The organism is Paenibacillus sp. 01T442 (assembly GCF_056398345.1).
In genome coordinates this window covers 1-16900 of record NZ_JBFTPF010000056.1, presented here as the reverse complement: position 1 = coordinate 16900, position 16900 = coordinate 1, and the positions used below count along the sequence as shown (strand labels likewise).

General features: G+C 44.0%; 19 protein-coding genes and 1 pseudogene. All 20 read right to left on the bottom strand.

The window, feature by feature from the left end; translation table 11 throughout:
* Window positions 1–9: 9 nt before the first annotated feature.
* Window positions 10–546, bottom strand: coding sequence for a response regulator (locus AC1DLM_RS27240; RefSeq protein WP_477571715.1), 537 nt, complete (start codon window positions 544–546; stop codon window positions 10–12).
* 495 nt (window positions 547–1041) lie between these two features.
* Entirely contained in the window at window positions 1042–2289 is a 1248-nt protein-coding gene (locus AC1DLM_RS27235; protein ID WP_477571714.1) for an MFS transporter, read from the bottom strand.
* 17 nt (window positions 2290–2306) lie between these two features.
* Window positions 2307–2732, bottom strand: a complete 426-nt coding sequence (locus AC1DLM_RS27230) for a MerR family transcriptional regulator (RefSeq protein ID WP_441987085.1) — start codon at window positions 2730–2732, stop codon at window positions 2307–2309.
* A gap of 356 nt (window positions 2733–3088) precedes the next feature.
* Window positions 3089–3712: pseudogene (locus AC1DLM_RS27225) on the bottom strand (YfbR-like 5'-deoxynucleotidase); the annotation flags it as partial.
* A gap of 170 nt (window positions 3713–3882) precedes the next feature.
* On the bottom strand, window positions 3883–4752 hold the full coding sequence (locus AC1DLM_RS27220; RefSeq protein ID WP_477571713.1) for a PhnE/PtxC family ABC transporter permease: 870 nt from the start codon (window positions 4750–4752) through the stop codon (window positions 3883–3885).
* Complete coding sequence (locus tag AC1DLM_RS27215; protein WP_477571712.1) at window positions 4753–5538, bottom strand: PhnE/PtxC family ABC transporter permease; 786 nt, start codon at window positions 5536–5538, stop codon at window positions 4753–4755.
* Window positions 5528–6316 carry a phosphonate ABC transporter ATP-binding protein gene (phnC, locus tag AC1DLM_RS27210; RefSeq protein WP_477571711.1) on the bottom strand — a complete coding sequence of 263 codons (789 nt, stop codon included), beginning with the start codon at window positions 6314–6316 and terminating at the stop codon, window positions 5528–5530. The genes AC1DLM_RS27215 and phnC overlap by 11 nt, the downstream gene beginning before the upstream one ends.
* Window positions 6317–6361: 45 nt before the next feature.
* Window positions 6362–7420 (bottom strand): phosphate/phosphite/phosphonate ABC transporter substrate-binding protein, encoded by a 1059-nt coding sequence (locus tag AC1DLM_RS27205; RefSeq protein ID WP_441987089.1) that lies wholly within the window; start codon window positions 7418–7420, stop codon window positions 6362–6364.
* 101 nt (window positions 7421–7521) lie between these two features.
* On the bottom strand, window positions 7522–8235 hold the full coding sequence (locus AC1DLM_RS27200; protein ID WP_441987090.1) for a phosphonate C-P lyase system protein PhnL: 714 nt from the start codon (window positions 8233–8235) through the stop codon (window positions 7522–7524).
* Window positions 8236–8252: 17 nt separating this feature from the next.
* Window positions 8253–9434, bottom strand: coding sequence for a phosphonate metabolism protein PhnM (phnM, locus tag AC1DLM_RS27195; protein WP_477571710.1), 1182 nt, complete (start codon window positions 9432–9434; stop codon window positions 8253–8255).
* Window positions 9435–9463: 29 nt separating this feature from the next.
* Complete coding sequence (locus AC1DLM_RS27190) at window positions 9464–10309, bottom strand: ATP-binding cassette domain-containing protein (RefSeq protein WP_477571709.1); 846 nt, start codon at window positions 10307–10309, stop codon at window positions 9464–9466.
* Window positions 10310–10330: 21 nt separating this feature from the next.
* On the bottom strand, window positions 10331–11173 hold the full coding sequence (locus tag AC1DLM_RS27185; RefSeq protein ID WP_477571708.1) for an alpha-D-ribose 1-methylphosphonate 5-phosphate C-P-lyase PhnJ: 843 nt from the start codon (window positions 11171–11173) through the stop codon (window positions 10331–10333).
* A 5-nt stretch (window positions 11174–11178) separates the two neighbouring features.
* Window positions 11179–12297, bottom strand: a complete 1119-nt coding sequence (locus AC1DLM_RS27180; protein ID WP_477571707.1) for a carbon-phosphorus lyase complex subunit PhnI — start codon at window positions 12295–12297, stop codon at window positions 11179–11181.
* 2 nt (window positions 12298–12299) lie between these two features.
* Window positions 12300–12893, bottom strand: coding sequence for a phosphonate C-P lyase system protein PhnH (phnH, locus tag AC1DLM_RS27175; protein ID WP_477571706.1), 594 nt, complete (start codon window positions 12891–12893; stop codon window positions 12300–12302).
* A gap of 17 nt (window positions 12894–12910) precedes the next feature.
* Entirely contained in the window at window positions 12911–13336 is a 426-nt protein-coding gene (phnG, locus tag AC1DLM_RS27170; RefSeq protein WP_441987096.1) for a phosphonate C-P lyase system protein PhnG, read from the bottom strand.
* Between the two features lie 94 nt (window positions 13337–13430).
* Window positions 13431–14132: a GntR family transcriptional regulator gene (locus AC1DLM_RS27165; protein WP_477571705.1), complete on the bottom strand. Its 702-nt coding sequence runs from the start codon at window positions 14130–14132 to the stop codon at window positions 13431–13433.
* Between the two features lie 18 nt (window positions 14133–14150).
* Entirely contained in the window at window positions 14151–14783 is a 633-nt protein-coding gene (locus AC1DLM_RS27160; protein WP_441987098.1) for a DapH/DapD/GlmU-related protein, read from the bottom strand.
* Window positions 14784–14789: 6 nt separating this feature from the next.
* Window positions 14790–15671: a PHP domain-containing protein gene (locus AC1DLM_RS27155; protein ID WP_441987099.1), complete on the bottom strand. Its 882-nt coding sequence runs from the start codon at window positions 15669–15671 to the stop codon at window positions 14790–14792.
* A gap of 223 nt (window positions 15672–15894) precedes the next feature.
* A complete protein-coding gene (locus AC1DLM_RS27150) occupies window positions 15895–16266 on the bottom strand; it encodes a response regulator (RefSeq protein ID WP_441987100.1) in 372 nt (123 codons plus the stop codon).
* Between the two features lie 354 nt (window positions 16267–16620).
* Window positions 16621–16900: bacterial transcriptional activator domain-containing protein (locus AC1DLM_RS27145; protein WP_477571704.1), on the bottom strand; the 280-nt coding region annotated here is incomplete at its 5' end.

Below are 16900 nucleotides of genomic sequence, written 5' to 3'. Positions count from 1 at the left end.
TTGCATTAATTATCTCGTTACCAAAACATCATCGAAGTATGCCTTCGTATTCGCATACGTGCGTGCCCCGATCTTCCCGCTCAATTCGATGAGCGCTTCGTGCCTCTTTATGAGCAAATGACCATCTTGACTACGATCCACCTCTGGACGTTGCAGCGTCAGCCTACCCATTTCCTTCTTCTCTTGGAGCGCCTTGCCGACAACTCGCATCAGTTCAACTAACTCTACAGGCTTGATTAAATAATCTTTGGCACCTAATCGGAGCGCTCTCTTGGCAAAAGCTAACTTCTCATGGGCTGAAATGACGATAACCGGAAGATGCGGCTGCTCCAGAAGAATCGCTTCCATCAGTTCGATGCCATTCATCATCCCCATCTGTATGTCCGTCAATACGAGATCATAGGTGTCCATGCGTAAGCAATCCAATGCCTCGAACCCGTTCAGCGCTGTTTCCACATGCCCAATTCCTAGCTCTGATCTCATCAAATAACTTTTAATCCCCGCACTAACTGTCGGTTCATCATCCACGACCAGAATTTTATACATCGCCGGTTCCCCCCTGTAAGACAACCTAGTGCCAACTATGCGCTATGATACCATGTTAGCCTTCGGCTACTGCACTGTCTATGATAATTTCAGGGAAGAACGTGATCAATTCTATGACGATTATGCAAGAAAAAAAGCGAGGCCTGGAATCGCTCCATACCTCGCTTCACACTTCAATTAATTAATCGTCCACTGCTGATTATTGCCTCCGTTCCACGTATATTGTATATTCTGTCCACCATCCGTTGTCGAGCTTCAATCCTACTGAGACATCCATCTGTCAGCCTTATGTTCACCCCCATTCCATATCCAACTGAGGCTAATGTTAGAAGATTCATGGGCTGATTCATAGTGAATTATCACAAGTTCTATGAACAATTCAAACAATGGGATTCCCCACTTTCGCCACATTCCTGAATATTTTGCATGTCCATCCCGTGAATTTGACTAGAACCCAAAAAAGAGCCTCGCTGGTTAGCGGGCTCTCCGAATATTTTAATGTGCGCTCTCGACTTCATCCACGTGTTTCAAATGCTGACGGTTCAGCCAAAGATAGATGACCGCGACAACAACACATGCACCACCGACAATAAACGGCATATGCGGGTTGAACCATTCAGCTAGCTTACCCGCAAGGAAAGGGGCGATTGCGCCTCCAATGAAACGCAAGAAGCTATAGGCTGCAGAAGCCGTTGGTCGTTCGACGGGCGCTGCATTCATGACTGCGGTCGTGATTAAGGTATTATTGTTTCCTAAGAAAGCACCCGCGACGATAACTGCGATGATAATGACGGTTTTGTCCGTTGTCCAATTTGCCATGACAAACAAAGTAACAGCGAATAGAAGTAATTGAACACACATGGAAGGCACTGTTCCAAAGCGTTTCTGAAGCTTCGGCGCTGTAAAGACAGAGGTAAAGGCAAGCATAAGTCCCCAGCCTAAGAAGACGTAACCAAGTTGATGCTCATCCAATCCTAACTTGCCCAAGACTAATGCGGCATATACAAGCAAGGTGAAGAATCCGAAGTTATAAAGAAAAGCTGCTATTCCGAATGTACGAAGTGCTTTGAATTTCAAGGCGCGGAATGGATCGGCCAATGAAGCTTTTTTGGGACGAATTTGCGTTTGCGGTTTAGGCATAATAAATAGAATCAGGAAGAAAGCAATGACCATGAGACCGGCTACGCCGAAGAATGGACCTCTCCATGAGATAGCACCCAGCTCTCCCCCTAATAGCGGGCCAACGGAGATCCCCAGACCAACGGCTACCTCGAACAAGATAATGGAACGTGCGACGCCTGTTTTGGACAAAGATACAATCGCGGACAATGCGGTAGCGACGAATAGCGCGTTACCGAGCCCCCATCCCCCACGTAACCAAACAAGACTCCAAATACTATTTGACATACCACCCAATGCCGAGAAGAGGGCAATGATGACGATGCCAGCGAGCAGTGTTTTTTTGATGCCTAGGCGGGACGAGACGACGCCTGTGATCAGCATGGCTACAGCCATGACTGCGTTATAACTCGTGAATAACAAGGTAACATCACTGTGGGAAGCATGGAGCTTCTTAGCGATAGCGGGCAAAATCGGATCGACAAGACCGAGACCCATGAAAGCGATAATACTGGCGAAAACGACCGCCCATACCGCTTTCGGTTGACTAAACATACTGACTTTCTGCGCATTCTGATGCGGCTCTGCAGCCGTATTGGCCTTACTTGTAGCTGTAGGTTGCATATTACGAAAGACTCCTTTTATGTTGACATTTTAGTGATACCATCGTTGATTCGTTTCTGAAGGTGTTCAATTTCCTTACGAAATTCAGTCATTTTGTTGAGCTTCTGATCCACCATATCTAGCTGTTGGTCAACCATGATCTTCATCTCTTTTAGCTGCTGCAGCTTTTGCTCAGCTTCCCCGGTTTTCAAATACACTTCTTTTTGTTCGCCCATTTTCTCGCGAATCGCTACGAAATCCTGAATCTCCATGAGTGAAAATCCGAGGACATCTCTGGCATTCACGATTTGACTCAATCTTTCGATATGCTTACGCGTGTATAAGCGCATGCCGCCTTCACTTCGTTCTGGTGGAAATAATACGCCAATTTCCTCATAGTATCGAATCGTTCGCTTCGTCAATCCGCTCTCTTTGGCTACATCATCAATTTTGAATTTATCCATGTATACACTCCCATCCACATCGATTTCTATCGCTATGTGATTATCATAATCCTAATAAACGTTAACGTCAACGTTAACTTTCGAAGAAATGTGCATCGCCCCAATTACCTGGTTTAGTATGCACGACTTATCGCTTTCTATGCCGATCAGGCATCAAGCTGCTGGAAATAGGTGTATTCCCCTTCTAATTGCCTGCGGACAGAACAAAAATAAGCATGTTTCATCAATGATCTCATTGATCGAACATGCTTTTTCCTTACGTATGTTCATGATTGATACACTTCATTCACTGACATCGTGGCTACCGTTCGATTTCCTGCCCTATATCCCAATCTTCCTGCCTCGATTTGAACGTCAGCCAACGCCTCTTCCGTTATCCTTTTGATGTCAACAAGTGAAACCATCTCATCATTGACCATATCGGGGAGAATGTTAGTTAAGAAATAGTCTACACAGAATAAATCAATGTTTTTGATTTTTATTAATGCATTTCGATACATCGTAACGAATTCTTTCTCTGTATTTCCCTTTTGGATCTCAGCAAAAGCCTCATACACTTGATCCATTTTATCCGCAACTTCCAAAATGAGCCCTTCGATTGAACCATCTTTACCTTCCTGCAGTTGTTTATGGAACGTCTCTTTAAACTCTGCGGGAATATGTTCCTCAATGAAGTTATAGACCATTCCTTCTTCTACTTGTTGTATCAATAATCGAAGCTCGTGTGACGCATGCTTGACAGGCGTTTTGATATCTCCAATGAAGATTTCACCATAATCATGACTGCTGGTAATTTCATAAAGCTTTTTCCAGTTAATTATTGCACCATTTTTCTCTTCGATATCCGCTAATGTTTTGGCATACTGAACAACTTTCCATGAATGAGCCGCGACACTATGTTCTTCAAACTTGAACTTCCCTGKACATCGAATGATTCTCTCTAGCTCATTTAAAGACCTAAAATAAGTATGAATGCCCATAGTTGTTATCTCCCTATTTGTATATTCGGGTCCCTCTTTATACTATACAAGCTACCTGTTAATTGGAGATTAAAACTACGTCATACTATTGTTAACATAAAAGCTGCCACCCGGTTATGAACACCGAACGACAGCCGTTAGTTACTTTCGATTCCTATTTCCCGCAAGCTTCATGCATGAACCCTTAATTTCTTCTTGATTCTCGAGGCAATGATTTCAATAAGAATGGCAAAAGCGAGAATAAAATACGTAATGGCCCCAATTTCTCTTACATCATAATAAAAGGAACTCGCCATGAACATATCGTAACCAATACCACCAGCACCTGCTGCTGCTCCCATTGCTACCGCGACTGCAAAATTGATTTCAAATCTCATGAAGGTCCATGAAATTAAATAGCTGACTGAAGAAGGAATCACGGCTTGAAAAACAATTTGCCACCAATTTGCGCCACTTGCCTTCAAGGCTTCAATCGTTCCCTTATCCAGTTCCTCGAATGATTCCGAATAAGCTYTGACCAAGTAGCTGATAGAATGAAACGTCATGCCAATCACGGCCGCCACACTTCCAAGACCTGCTGCAATGGCAAAAATCAACACCCATAATACCGTTGGAACTGCTCGGATGAAAGCCACAACACCTTTAATGATGAGCGACAGCTTCGGATTGCTTAGATTTGAGGCAGCCAACAAGCCTAGAAATAGCGCGATAATGGCACCAAACAGAGTTGTTAGAAATGCTAGTCCTAGCGTAATCGTGATTTGCTGAAGCGCCTCAATAAACGTAAAGTGATGAAGACTTGGTTGAAAAAACATCGTCTTAATCGTTAGAGCTGTTTGAGAAATGGCTTGCAGCATTTGAATATCCTTGTAATCAAATGTAATAAATCCATAGATCGTCAATCCGACCAATACCAATAACGTTAATCGAATCACAAAGGCTTGCTTATTAAATGGTATAGTCCTCCTGCGTTTCTGAAGAACTTTAAACCGTTCCATATCCTTGTCAGAGACGGCTCTAATGGCTTCCTGAAGTCCCATTTACAAAATCACCTTCCTGACGTAATTAGAAACCGATTCTATAAGGAATATCGTAATTACGATGAAAATGACAACCAAAGATGCTGAGCTATAATTTAAGCTTTTGTAGTAGAGATTAAACAGAAAGCCAATGCCCGTTCCTGTCAAAATGCCAATTAAAGTAGCGTGTCGGATGTTCGTTTCTACCATAAACAAGATCCAACTAAGCAATTGAGGCATACTAGAAGGGATAACCGATTGAAAAATAATTGAAAAATAGCTTGCTCCTGTAGCCCTTAAAGCTTCCACAGAACTGTTGCTTACTTCATCAATGGACTCCATAAAGGCACGGGTCAAGAATCCGAACGAACCGAAGAACAGAGCGAAGTACCCCGTTAGCACATTTTGCCCAAAAGAAATCAATAGAATCATCGACCATGCGGCAACATCAATGTTGCGAAATAAGGTAGCTATGGATCGACTGATCCAGCTGAAAACTCCGCCGACACCCGTTGTATGGGAACCAGCTATGGCGAATAACAATGCGAAGATTGCGGCAACCGTAGTTGCAGCTATGGAAACGAGCAACGTTTCAACCAGACTTGTTGCAATATCGGGAAGCTTTTTTAATGCTTTCTCATTGGGATAAAAATTGTTAAAGGCCCATTCCGCTGCTTTCGGTATCGAGGTAAAGCCTTTAATGACATTATACTCCGTAATGATTATGGCAATCACCGTAATGACCATCATAATGGCACAGAAGAGCATCGTATTCATCCGTTTGTAGAGAAAGAAATTATCCTGCATAGCTGCTCTCCATCTTATCGGCATGTTCCTCAAGATCTGCACCGTAGATCATGGATAACTGCTGGTGCTTAATGCTTGAAGGAGGTCCGTCGTAGACGATCTCCCCCTTGTTCACACCAATAATCCGGTCTGAATACTTAAGCGCTACTTCCACTTGATGAAGGTTAACAATAATGGTAATTCCCATCGTGGATGAAATGTTGCGCAAATGATCCATGATAACTCTGGAGGCATTCGGGTCAAGGGATGCTATCGGTTCATCACAGAGCATTAATTTGGGATCCTGAACGAGCGCACGCGCGATACCAACACGTTGTCTTTGCCCGCCGCTTAGCTGGTCACATCGCTTATAAGCTTGATCTTCTATGCCAAGAATTTTTAAAACAGCGTACGCATGGTGCTTTTCTTCCTTCGTATACAGCCCGAGAACTCCCTCCAACGTTGACTTATACCCAAGTCTTCCATGAAGAACATTCTCAATCACAGTTAATCTGTTTACTAAATTGTAATGTTGAAATACCATGCCCATCCGTGTACGCAGCCGTTTTAATTCCCTATTGTTAAAATCCATGATATTGTCCCCGTCAAAAATGATCTCACCGTTGCTGGCGTCAATCATACGGTTCATGCAGCGAAGCAGTGTCGACTTACCTGCACCGGAGGGTCCGATAATCGAAACGAACTCTCCCTCTCTAACTGTAAAATTAACATTTGATAACGCGCTTGTACCTATCCCATATTGTTTGGACACCTGCTTGAATTCCAATAACTTTGTCATGGGCGCTCCCTCAATAAGTTATATAAGCCGGCGAAATCATCTTTCTCACTTAGATAGTTCTCTCACTGGATTGAACCACGCATCTTCAACAGGTAGAAATTTTTCTTTACCTGACTTTTGCTTGAATAAGCCAGAATCCTTTGAATCTTTCGGCAGGAACACCATTGGATTCTTGGTTACTGCATCTGAAGTAAAGACATCTCGAAGTTTCTTCTGATCCTCAACACTAATTGTCCCCGTATTGATAGCAAATGGTGAGTTAAGAACCGGTGTAGAAGAGATAATCGTAAACTCTTTGCCAATTAGCGTGTTAAAAGGTTCCGCTGCTCCCTGTTTCACTTTGTACACAGCGCCTGGCTTATTAGCTGTTCCAGATTCAAGCTCAACATAATTAGCCACACAAGTATCGCAGAAGGCTGCTACATCTGCTTTGCCCGTAAGTAGATTCACAGCAGACCCTTGATGCGAGCCTCCGTACATCACTTCAGTGAAAAACTTATCCTTACCGCCTTGAAGCAAATCGTCTGGTGTTAGACTCTTGAATTTGTCTTGTTTGCTGAAATAACTGATAATTCCAGCTGATGGTACTTTAAAGCCAGATGTTGAGGAATTGGAAACGAATGAGAATTTCTTGCCAGCTATCGGATCGATACCAAAGCCATTGCTATTTTTATAGGGAGCTTCCTCACCTTTACGTACATTTATCCAACTGAAGTAAACAGCATCATCCAGTGTTCCTGACTCCCCGCTAGAAACAACAAGTGGTTGAACTTTTTTGTTTTTAGCATTGGCTTCCACATAGCCTTGTGGACCCATAAAAGCAACATCCGCACTTCCGTTAGCAATCGCCTCGATCGCAATGATGTAGTCCGTAGTTGTTTTATGCTCAACTTTCTTTCCTGTCGCTGTTTCAATCACTTTCCCTAATTCATCCCGTGCATTTTTCAAATCTGCACCAGACTCATTCGGATACCACACCATCGTGATGGTGTCTTTCGTCTTTACAACCGCGGAAGCTTTTTCTGTTTCTCCCGATTTGGAACCACAACCAGCTACAACCGCAACCAGAGATATTGAAATAATGAGCGACATCATCTTTTTCACTTATGAACTCCTCCTGATCATCTCAATCGTATTTTACGTACAAGCCCAGTATAGTGCTCATTTATTTTCAGAATGTTCCGCTAATTTTAAGATGTTGTAAGTTATTTCGTTTTCTCTGCTACTGCACATGTACCGTTCCTTATTTGATACTCCCGATCACACAAATTCTCCATAAATTCAAGGTCATGAAAGATACCCAGCATGGTTGTGCCTTGCTTCATCAACTGTTCGATTAGAAGCTTGACCTTCAGTTTCGAGCTGTTATCGAGACTAGCCGTTGGTTCATCGAGAAGCAACAATCGCGGGCGCTTGACCATCGCTCTAGCAATATTTAACCGCAGCTTTTCCCCACCAGAGAAGGTTGCCGGGTAGCTGTCCCATAGACTGTGGTCCAACTCAAAGTGCTCTAGGATCTTAATTGTCTCCACCTCGGCGTAGTCCCTTGGGTGTCCCATTTCCACTATGGCATTCTGTACAAGCTCCCTTGCCGTTGTTCGAGGCATCACATTCAGAAACTGAGATACATACCCGATTTCATGCTTTCGAAGCTCAATGATGCTCCGCTCACTCGCTGCAGCCAAATCGATGGTGCCATACCTCTCCGAGTTATACCAAAGGTGTCCAGCATTAGGCAAATACGTTCGATAAATACATTTAAGGACTGTGGATTTACCACTACCGCTTTTACCGGTAATACCGATGAACTCGCCTTCCTTCAGAAACAAATTAACATCTTCCACCGCTGGAATATGCTTATTGAGGTTGTGCAATGTAAACGATTTGGTCAAATGTTCAATTGACAGCAGGTTTTCCATACCCTTTTCACCTCCTGTTAATCCCTATAATTCGTTTTTTGTATTAATTTACCGTCAACGAAAACGGTCGTTACAACGGGGAAGTCGTCCATATCTAAAAGCTCTATGAAGAGCAGATCGGCTTTCTTACCTTCCTGAAGGGAGCCGTAATCTGCATCAATGTTCACAGCCTGAGCAGGGTGCAGAGTGACCAATTTGAACTTCTCCACTAGGTCTTGCCGCTGAGGGCCTGCCAGTTGGAATACCGCATGAAGCATGGATGCTGGATAGTAGTCACTGCACAAAATGTCAATGCAGCCATCTTGTATCGCTTCGGTTGCACACAAATTACCACTGTGTGAGCCTCTTAGAATGACGTTAGGAGCACCGGCAACCGTATGAAGTCCTTTTTCCTTGGCTCTGCGAGCGATATCTAACGTGATCGGAAATTCACTTATTGTCGTACCAAAACTTTGAACGATATCCAGCTTTTCCAGTGAATCGTCGTCATGCGAAGCAATCGCAATGTTCCTTGCTTGTGCCATTCCAGCGATCTCGCGAATCGCGTCTTCTGTCATCTTTTCCTTCGTCTGATGACTTGCGAGTAGAACCGCGATATTTTCATCACTCACATGATCGTAGCCGCGCACATTTTTGATATACACTTCAAGATCTCTATACTGCCCTTGACCTGGCGTGTGATCCATGAAAGAAACGAGATGTACTTTCTCCTCTTGGATGTAATTTTTTAAATTATCGATTTGATCTACATTATCAATTTCAAATCTGGCATGGAAACGATGGCGGATGAGATGCTTGCTATTGTGCGTCTCTTCAATCAAGTCAATCAGTTTGCGCACATTTTCAGGTTCGCGAATTGGACGATACTTATAATCCGCAGACTTGAAGATTGACAAGGAGTGATACATCGTTGTTATCCCATGTGAGATGAGTTCCTTTTCTGTTTCGCGTATGCTTAACTTGAAGTTAAACAGGGAAGTCGGCCTTGGCGCCGTCATGTGCTCAATGTAATCCGAGTGAATGTCGATCATGCCTGGTACCACATAGGCCCCATATGCATCAATTACTTCCACGCCATCTTCCACATGGATCTCGCCTGTAGGAGCTATACGTGCGATACGATCCTCCACCACCAATAGATCATAACCTTCTAACATTGCATGTTCCGTAATCAAGATGCCGTTCGTTATCAGATACATGTCAAATCCTCCTTATACAATTCGATTCTCTATAGTAGTGAGTGCACTAATTGCTGCGTATAAGCATGTTGCGGATCCTCAAGGATCTGATCCGTCAATCCCTGTTCAACGACACGCCCATCCAACATAACCATGGTTCGGTCCGCCAACATTCGAATGACGCCAAGATCATGAGATACAAGCAGCATACTAATTTGCAATTCGCGTTGTAGGTGTTTGATAAGGTCCAACACATTCGCTTGCACAGATAAATCAAGTCCAGTCGTTACTTCATCCAAAAGTAGGATCGGAGGATTATTGGAAAGGGCTTTGGCAATTTGAACACGCTGCTGCATGCCACCCGAGAAGTTCTTCGGTACTTCCATCTTCCTGTATACGGGAATATKAACCTTCTCCAGGAGTTCGCTTCCCCGTGCTTCCATTGCTGATACCTGTCGATGTCCGGCAGCGATCATTTTCTCGGCAATATTGCCGATCGAAGAGAATTCCATTCGTAAGCCTAGAACTGGATTTTGATACACCTTACCCATAAGATGATTACGGATATACTTTTTTTGCTGAGATGATTCTTGAAATAGGTTTCTCTCGCCTTGTTGATACGGTTTCAGATAAGCCTCACCACCACTGACTTCTTGGTCAAAATAAAGGCATCGCATGAGTGTCGACTTCCCGCTTCCGCTCTCACCAACGATACCCAGCACCTCACCGGGATATAGATCGAACGAAATGTCCTGACAAGCATAGACGGTTCCGCAAGACCTGCAGTAGTTATTTTCCAACTTTCTTTGCTCCTGATTGTTGCACTGTTCACAGCCAGTACCGAATCGTTTATCCAAATGGCTCACACGCATAATAGGGGGTGCGATTGGGCTCATCTAAGCGCCTCCTCTTCCTCTTTAGAAAATCTTTTGGTTCAACCGATCCAAGCAATAGCTCGAATCATTGCATTGATAGAACGTAATATCTTCTTCTTCGTTATATAACTCATCCATGAAAACTTCCGTTGCTCCACATAGCTTGCAAGACACATCGGAGAACGATTCTGGCTCGAACGGAACATCGTCGAATGCCAATGAAACGACTTGTGTGTAGGGCGGAACGGCATAAATTTTCTTTTCACGACCGGCTCCCAATAAAATTAACGCTTCCGAGTAATTCAACTTATGATTATCGAACTTGGGTATCGGGCTTGGCGCCATCACATAGCGATCATGCACCATGACAGGATGATCAGCCCCCGTAGACACACTGCGGTACTTCATTATTTGTTCGAATAACATCAACCATGCGCCACTGTAGTCTTTCTCCCCATGCAACCGCTTTGTTTCACGTTCACTGGATTCGTACATGCGCAATGGTTCAGGCATAGGAACTTGTAGAACCAGAATTTGCTCCGAAGTAAGCGGAATTTCCGGAATCCGGTGACGGGATTGAATAAGGGTGGCTTCCGAAGTAGCTTCAACCGCAGTAACCCCTGTCGTCTTATGAATCAGTTTCTTAATACTTACCGCATTAACCGATTCATCKGTGCCTTGGTCAATGACTTTAAGCACATCGCTTTTCCCGATCAATGACAAAGTCAGTTGTAAGCCCCCTGTTCCCCATCCGCGCCMGATCGGCAGCTCTCGTGATGCAAAGGGAACCTGGTAACCTGGAATTGCAATTGCCTTCAGTGTGGCACGCCGGATTTCTCTCTTCGATCCTTCGTCCAAAAATGCAAAGTTGTATTGAATTCGCATGTGCTTTACACCTCCTGGTTTGGATCAGCTGAGCGTTTTCTCGTCTTGCGAACATCATTGAGCTTTGCTTGAAATGTTACATAATGTGGCATCTTTAAGTGAGAAATAAAACCAGTTGATTCTACGGAATCAATATGGAAGAGGACAAATTCCTCATTTTGCGTCGGAATCAGCTTGTCGCCCTTTTCAAGACTTTTATCTAAAATGCTCATAGCAATTGCTTTCGTTTCATTCTGTCCATAACAGAGACCGTAACCGAACTCTAGTTGAAGTTCCTTCCTGCCGTTCTCTTTCACCATGGTAACTGGAACCAGCATCTCCACTTCCGTCACCTTAATGTCGCCGATATAATAGGATTCTTCCTCTTCGTGAGAAGAGTCCAGCGGTGTATCTATATATACGGGAATATCACCAACTCGTAATTCACCAACGGTTGGATGAACCATTCCGTAGCCGCGGATAACCGCATATGCTAAGGAAGTGACGGCGCCCGTCTGACCTCTGGTCAATATCTGAAGTTTCTCACTTCGTGAAGCCGGGAACGTCAGGCTCGTGCGGGTTACATCGTCTGGTTCCGTGTTATCGATTGGACAATCAGCAATGAGACCTTCTTTTCTCAAATAATCCAATACTTTGGGTAGTCGTCCGTCCAGATCTTCCTTCTCATTCCTATCTATAAGCTGATAGGATTCCAACCATTCAGCTACTTGATCTTCCGTTTCATCCATTAAATCAAAGTCTAGGAGACGATGTGAATAATCGGCAGATGCGCCTAAAATTTGCCCGCCAGGGATATCTTTAAACGAAGCTGATATTCTTCGATCAACGCGCATTTCCTCCGGTGCCACTGTTCTGGAGTAATGCTTTCTTGGGAGCGTAGAACGATATGCCCTTAGTAGAAAGACAGCTTCTTCCGGATTACCCTCCGCCTGTTTGATGGCAAGCGCCGCAAGCTGCTCACTATACATGCTGCTCTCCGACATCACTTGATCAATAAGCCCTCTCATTCCTGCTTCGATGGCATCGACACTCAGTACTTTCCCTAGTCGTAAACGTTCGAACTGCATGCGTTTCAGAGATTCTTCTATTGCACGTGTACCGCCTTTAACCGCTACATAACCCATAATTAGAACTCCTCCTTCACAATCTGAGTGGTTCTAGGTAAAGCCCAAATGTGGTGGGAATCATCCACAAAAATCAAATCTATTCCTAACGGATACTCGCTATTTCGCTGTGTCCGGATATCCAACCAATCTTCGTTCATGGCGATCTCTATTTTCGTTTCCGCCTGAATGCCTGGCCCGGTCATCCGCACCTTGATTCCTTGAGCCAATAAACTAGTTGTTTCAATGATGATGGTCGCGGAGCGGTGGGGATCCTGCAGATCACCGATTTTGGCCGCTTCAAGGGCTTGCAGCAAACTCCCAGGAGCTGCATCAAGCAGGATAAAGATGAAGTCCGCCTTCTCCAACTCAGCTTCCTTGGCATAGGTTAGTTGACTCAGTAAATGAGCCATCTTGCTTTCACGTTCAGATACTACCTTGAACGTGACCTCCGTATCGAGCAGCATATGCGCTAGAATCGAAGTTGCCGCTAAGCACTCTAGCGTCTGATTAAGCTTCCCCGCTTCTTCAGAGAGATCAGCAATCGTTCCTGGCCTCGACATGACATCAATGACATGACGATATGCTGTCTGGATGTCGTGAACTTTATCTAGCATGTTTTCATTCTCTCCTTTCAATCTTCATCCATCGTTTCAAAGTCCACTTTGGTTTGCAGTAGCTTTCTTTGCTTCGCTTCGCGTGATGACGCAATAAGCAGACTTTCCCTTTGCAATTCAACTAACCAAGACGCCGTTTCTTCCAAATTGGCTGCATACGCCGCGTCGATAACAGCCAATTCGTAGGCTTTGTCTGGTTCGTCTCCTTTGATGATGCCCATTCCTAAGGCTCCTTCGATCCGAACCTTGCACTCCGTTACAAGCACCTCTCCTAGATAAAACAAGCTCTTCTGTGCAGTTTCTCTTACCTGAACCATCACAAGACCATGATTAGGCTCCTCAATAACAGCGATATGATATTTGCTTTTAATGTCATTCGCCATAGCTGATGTAAGTTGGGCTGAACCATGGATCAAAATTTCTGTCCGTTGCTTTCGATTCATTTGAAAGCCCCTTCCTGTTAACTTGTTTATTTCTCAAAACCTACTCTATCTTGTTGCCAGGTTAGCGGCAGTTAAGTTTGTGTAAAGATCAGGGCTAAATCACATAGGTAAAAACATCTCCACGATACATCGTTTTGCTATATTCCAAAGTTTGACCCGTTTTTTCATCGATACATTCCGATTCCAGGACCAACAATGGAATGAGTGAGGAACAAGATAGAAGCTCACGCTCATATTTCGATGGATGCGCCAATCGCAAGGTAGTCTCCGACGATTTTAAGTGGAGATAACCTTTACTTTGATAGTAGTAGAACATGGAGGTAATCTCCTTACCTTCTTGTTCAATATCTGGAAATGAAGTTTCTGCCACGAATGAGATATGAAGTGCAATGGGTCTGCCGTCAATGATTCGCAGACGGCCGATTCTAAATACACGTTCATTTTCACTAACGCCCAGTGACTCATAAATTTTATTGTTGAATTCAATCGACTCGCAGAATATATTAGTTGACTTATATTCATAGCCAAGCTCGGTCATTTTCTGGCTAAAGCTCTTATTCGTTTTTAGAACCAAAGGGATACGCAGGTTTCTGTCTTGCACAAAGCTGCCTTTCCCTTGCTTGGAGTAGATGTAACCAAGCTCTTGCAACCGTTCGTAGGCTTTCCGAGCGGTAATTCGGGGCACTTTGTAAGCATCAGCAAGCTCGTTCTCAGAAGGCAATTTATCATGCGGCTCATATCTGCCAGATTGGATCGATACGATAAGATGATCCATAATATCCATCTCTTCAGACAAGGCAATTCCCTCCATTCATCATCCATATTTTCTAATAAAAGCGGATAGATCGTTCAGTTCATTGAACCTTTCCTCTAATATTTCACGAGGCCAGTCCCACCAAGCAATTTTCAGCAACTGATCGACAACCTCTTGTGGAAATCTACGTTTCAACGGTTTAGCTGGCACTCCTACAACAACGGTATAGGGCTCGATATCTTTTGTAACAATAGCTCCGGATCCGACGACAGCGCCTGTTCCGATATGGACACCCTTCATCACGATCGCACCATGTCCGATCCAAACATCATGACCGATAGTAACTCGGCTGCCTCTACGCCAGTCAAATATTTCCTGATCATCCCCATCAGCAAATCCATAGGCAGCTCGCCGGTATGTCATATGATGCTGCGTAACGCGATCCATGGGGTGATCAACGGGATTAATACAGACATGGGAAGCAATCGAAGTGAATTTGCCCACTTCCGCATAATTAATTGTCACGTCATCCATGGTGTAGGTGTAATCACCAAGCTGTGATTCAAGGATTTTATTGTAAGGTCCGACAGATGCCCAAGCCCCAATGTCACTATGTATAAGGTGACTACTTGAGGAGATGGCTGGCTCTGAGGATAACGGAAGGCTGGGTTGTGTTTGATGGATGTGTTTCACAAATAATCAGTTCCTTTCCACGACACTTGTCTTCTCTACTAATGCCAGTTTGCGTTCCCAGAGCTCTTTTACTACGGCTATGCCTGGACTTTTACTACCGAGAAGAACTTCTTTTTCCCCATAAAAGCCATGGAAATCGGATCCGCCGGTTTGGATCAGTCCGTAGTGGAGCGCGTGCTCAATGGCCAATTGTTCATGTGCTTGATTATGAAGAGGATGCCATACCTCGATGCCTTGTAACCCTGCCTCCACCAGTTCTGGAAGAGCTTCGAAATTCCCATACTGGCCAGGATGCGCAAGCACAGGAACACCACCCGCTTGCAAAATCATACGAATCGCATCACACGCATCGACATACTCCGTTGGAATATAGGCAATACCAGGCTGTTCGCCGTTCTGCCCGCGAGAAAACAGCTTTTTATATAAATCACCATAGATCGTAGTTGTGTACCCTTGATCAATCAAAGCATGCATAATATGCTGCTTATAAATACCCGTTCCACCTTCCGCATATTTCATCACCTCATCCAGGGTAATCGTGTACCCAGCCTGAATCAGCCGATCTATCGCTTCGAGGCAGCCAAGGTGACGTCTCTTTAGTAACGGACTGCAGAACATTTCTAACTGCGTGTTCCCAGGCTCGATATAATAACCAAGAATATGAACTCTGCGCTTTCGATCAAAATCATAGCCCGAAATTTCAATCGCTGGGATGATCTCTATCCCCCGTTCAAGTCCTCTATTTATCATTTGAGGTAATTCGCTCGTCGTATCATGATTCGTTATTGCCAAATGAGTAACATCCTCTTGGATCGCCAAGTCTAAGATCTCATCAAATTTATATGAACCGTCTGATAGTTTGGTGTGACAATGGAATTCAACTTTCATAGCAACCAACAACCTCCTGAGCGAAAATATTGGATGAGTTGAGCTTGAATCAACCTCAATCTACATTCCCTTTGTTACTTGTACACAGTGTAACTTGATGCCAAGTTGCAAGGGTCAATTCCATGTAATGCTCATGTAAATAAATTGTAAAGGCGCTGGGAACATTAACAAAAAGACGCTCACTTTGTAAGTGAACGTCTTTTTGTTAAGTTAATTCAGTTATCTAGCCTTTTCTTGATAGAAGCACACGATCCACAGCCTCAACTATTCTTTCATTGCTAAAAGGCTTCACCAGAAAGTCTTTGGCACCAGCTCGTATGGCATCCAGCACCATTTGCTGCTGCCCCATGGCCGAACACATGATGACACTTGCCCGAGGATCGAACTTCATAATTTCTTTCAAAGCTGAAATCCCATCCATCTCAGGCATCGTAATATCCATCGTCACTAATTCCGGTTTATATCGCTTATACAATTGTATCGCTTCTTGCCCATTGCTGCCTTCTGCCACAATCTCGTGACCGAGGGTGATTAAGTAATCTTTTAACAGTGCTCTCATAAAAGCGGCATCATCGACAATCATGATTCTTCTCATGGGACAGACTCCCTTCCAACGATTTATTCCAAATATCCCTATCTATTCATCCTACTACGTTCCCATATTTTTCTAAAATTGGGTCACCTGACATGCCATTCACGATCTGTGCGGATATCAGAATTCTGTCTCTGCCGTTGATATTTGCTCTTGTGTGTTAACAATACCCTCACCCCATGTATGAAAATCTCGTTGATTTCTGGTCGCCGGCTGTCATGAAAATGAATAGCACTATATACCTGCCTGCCAAGTATATAGAGCCGCTCTCTCAAATTTCTCACAAAAAGGAAGATCGTGTCGAATATACACAAAAAGACGGAAAGCGATTGAACGCATTCCGTCTTGTTTATGCTTTTAATTTAAATATGCCGCTACGCTGGCACTCATTTCCTCAGGAGGCTCTATGCCGAGTTCTCTCAAATACAATGCTTTAAAATTGGTATAGTGCTTAGCTATTCGTTCCTTTTTCCCACTTTTCGCATAAACAACCATCAGCATTTGATGCATCTCTTCATTCAGAGGATACAACGTCAAATACGTGTCTATCTTCAACTCCGCTTTGCTCCAGGCTTCTTCACGCATGTCGCGTTGAGCCATTAGACATACAAGTGATGTATATCGCTTCCTATAATTC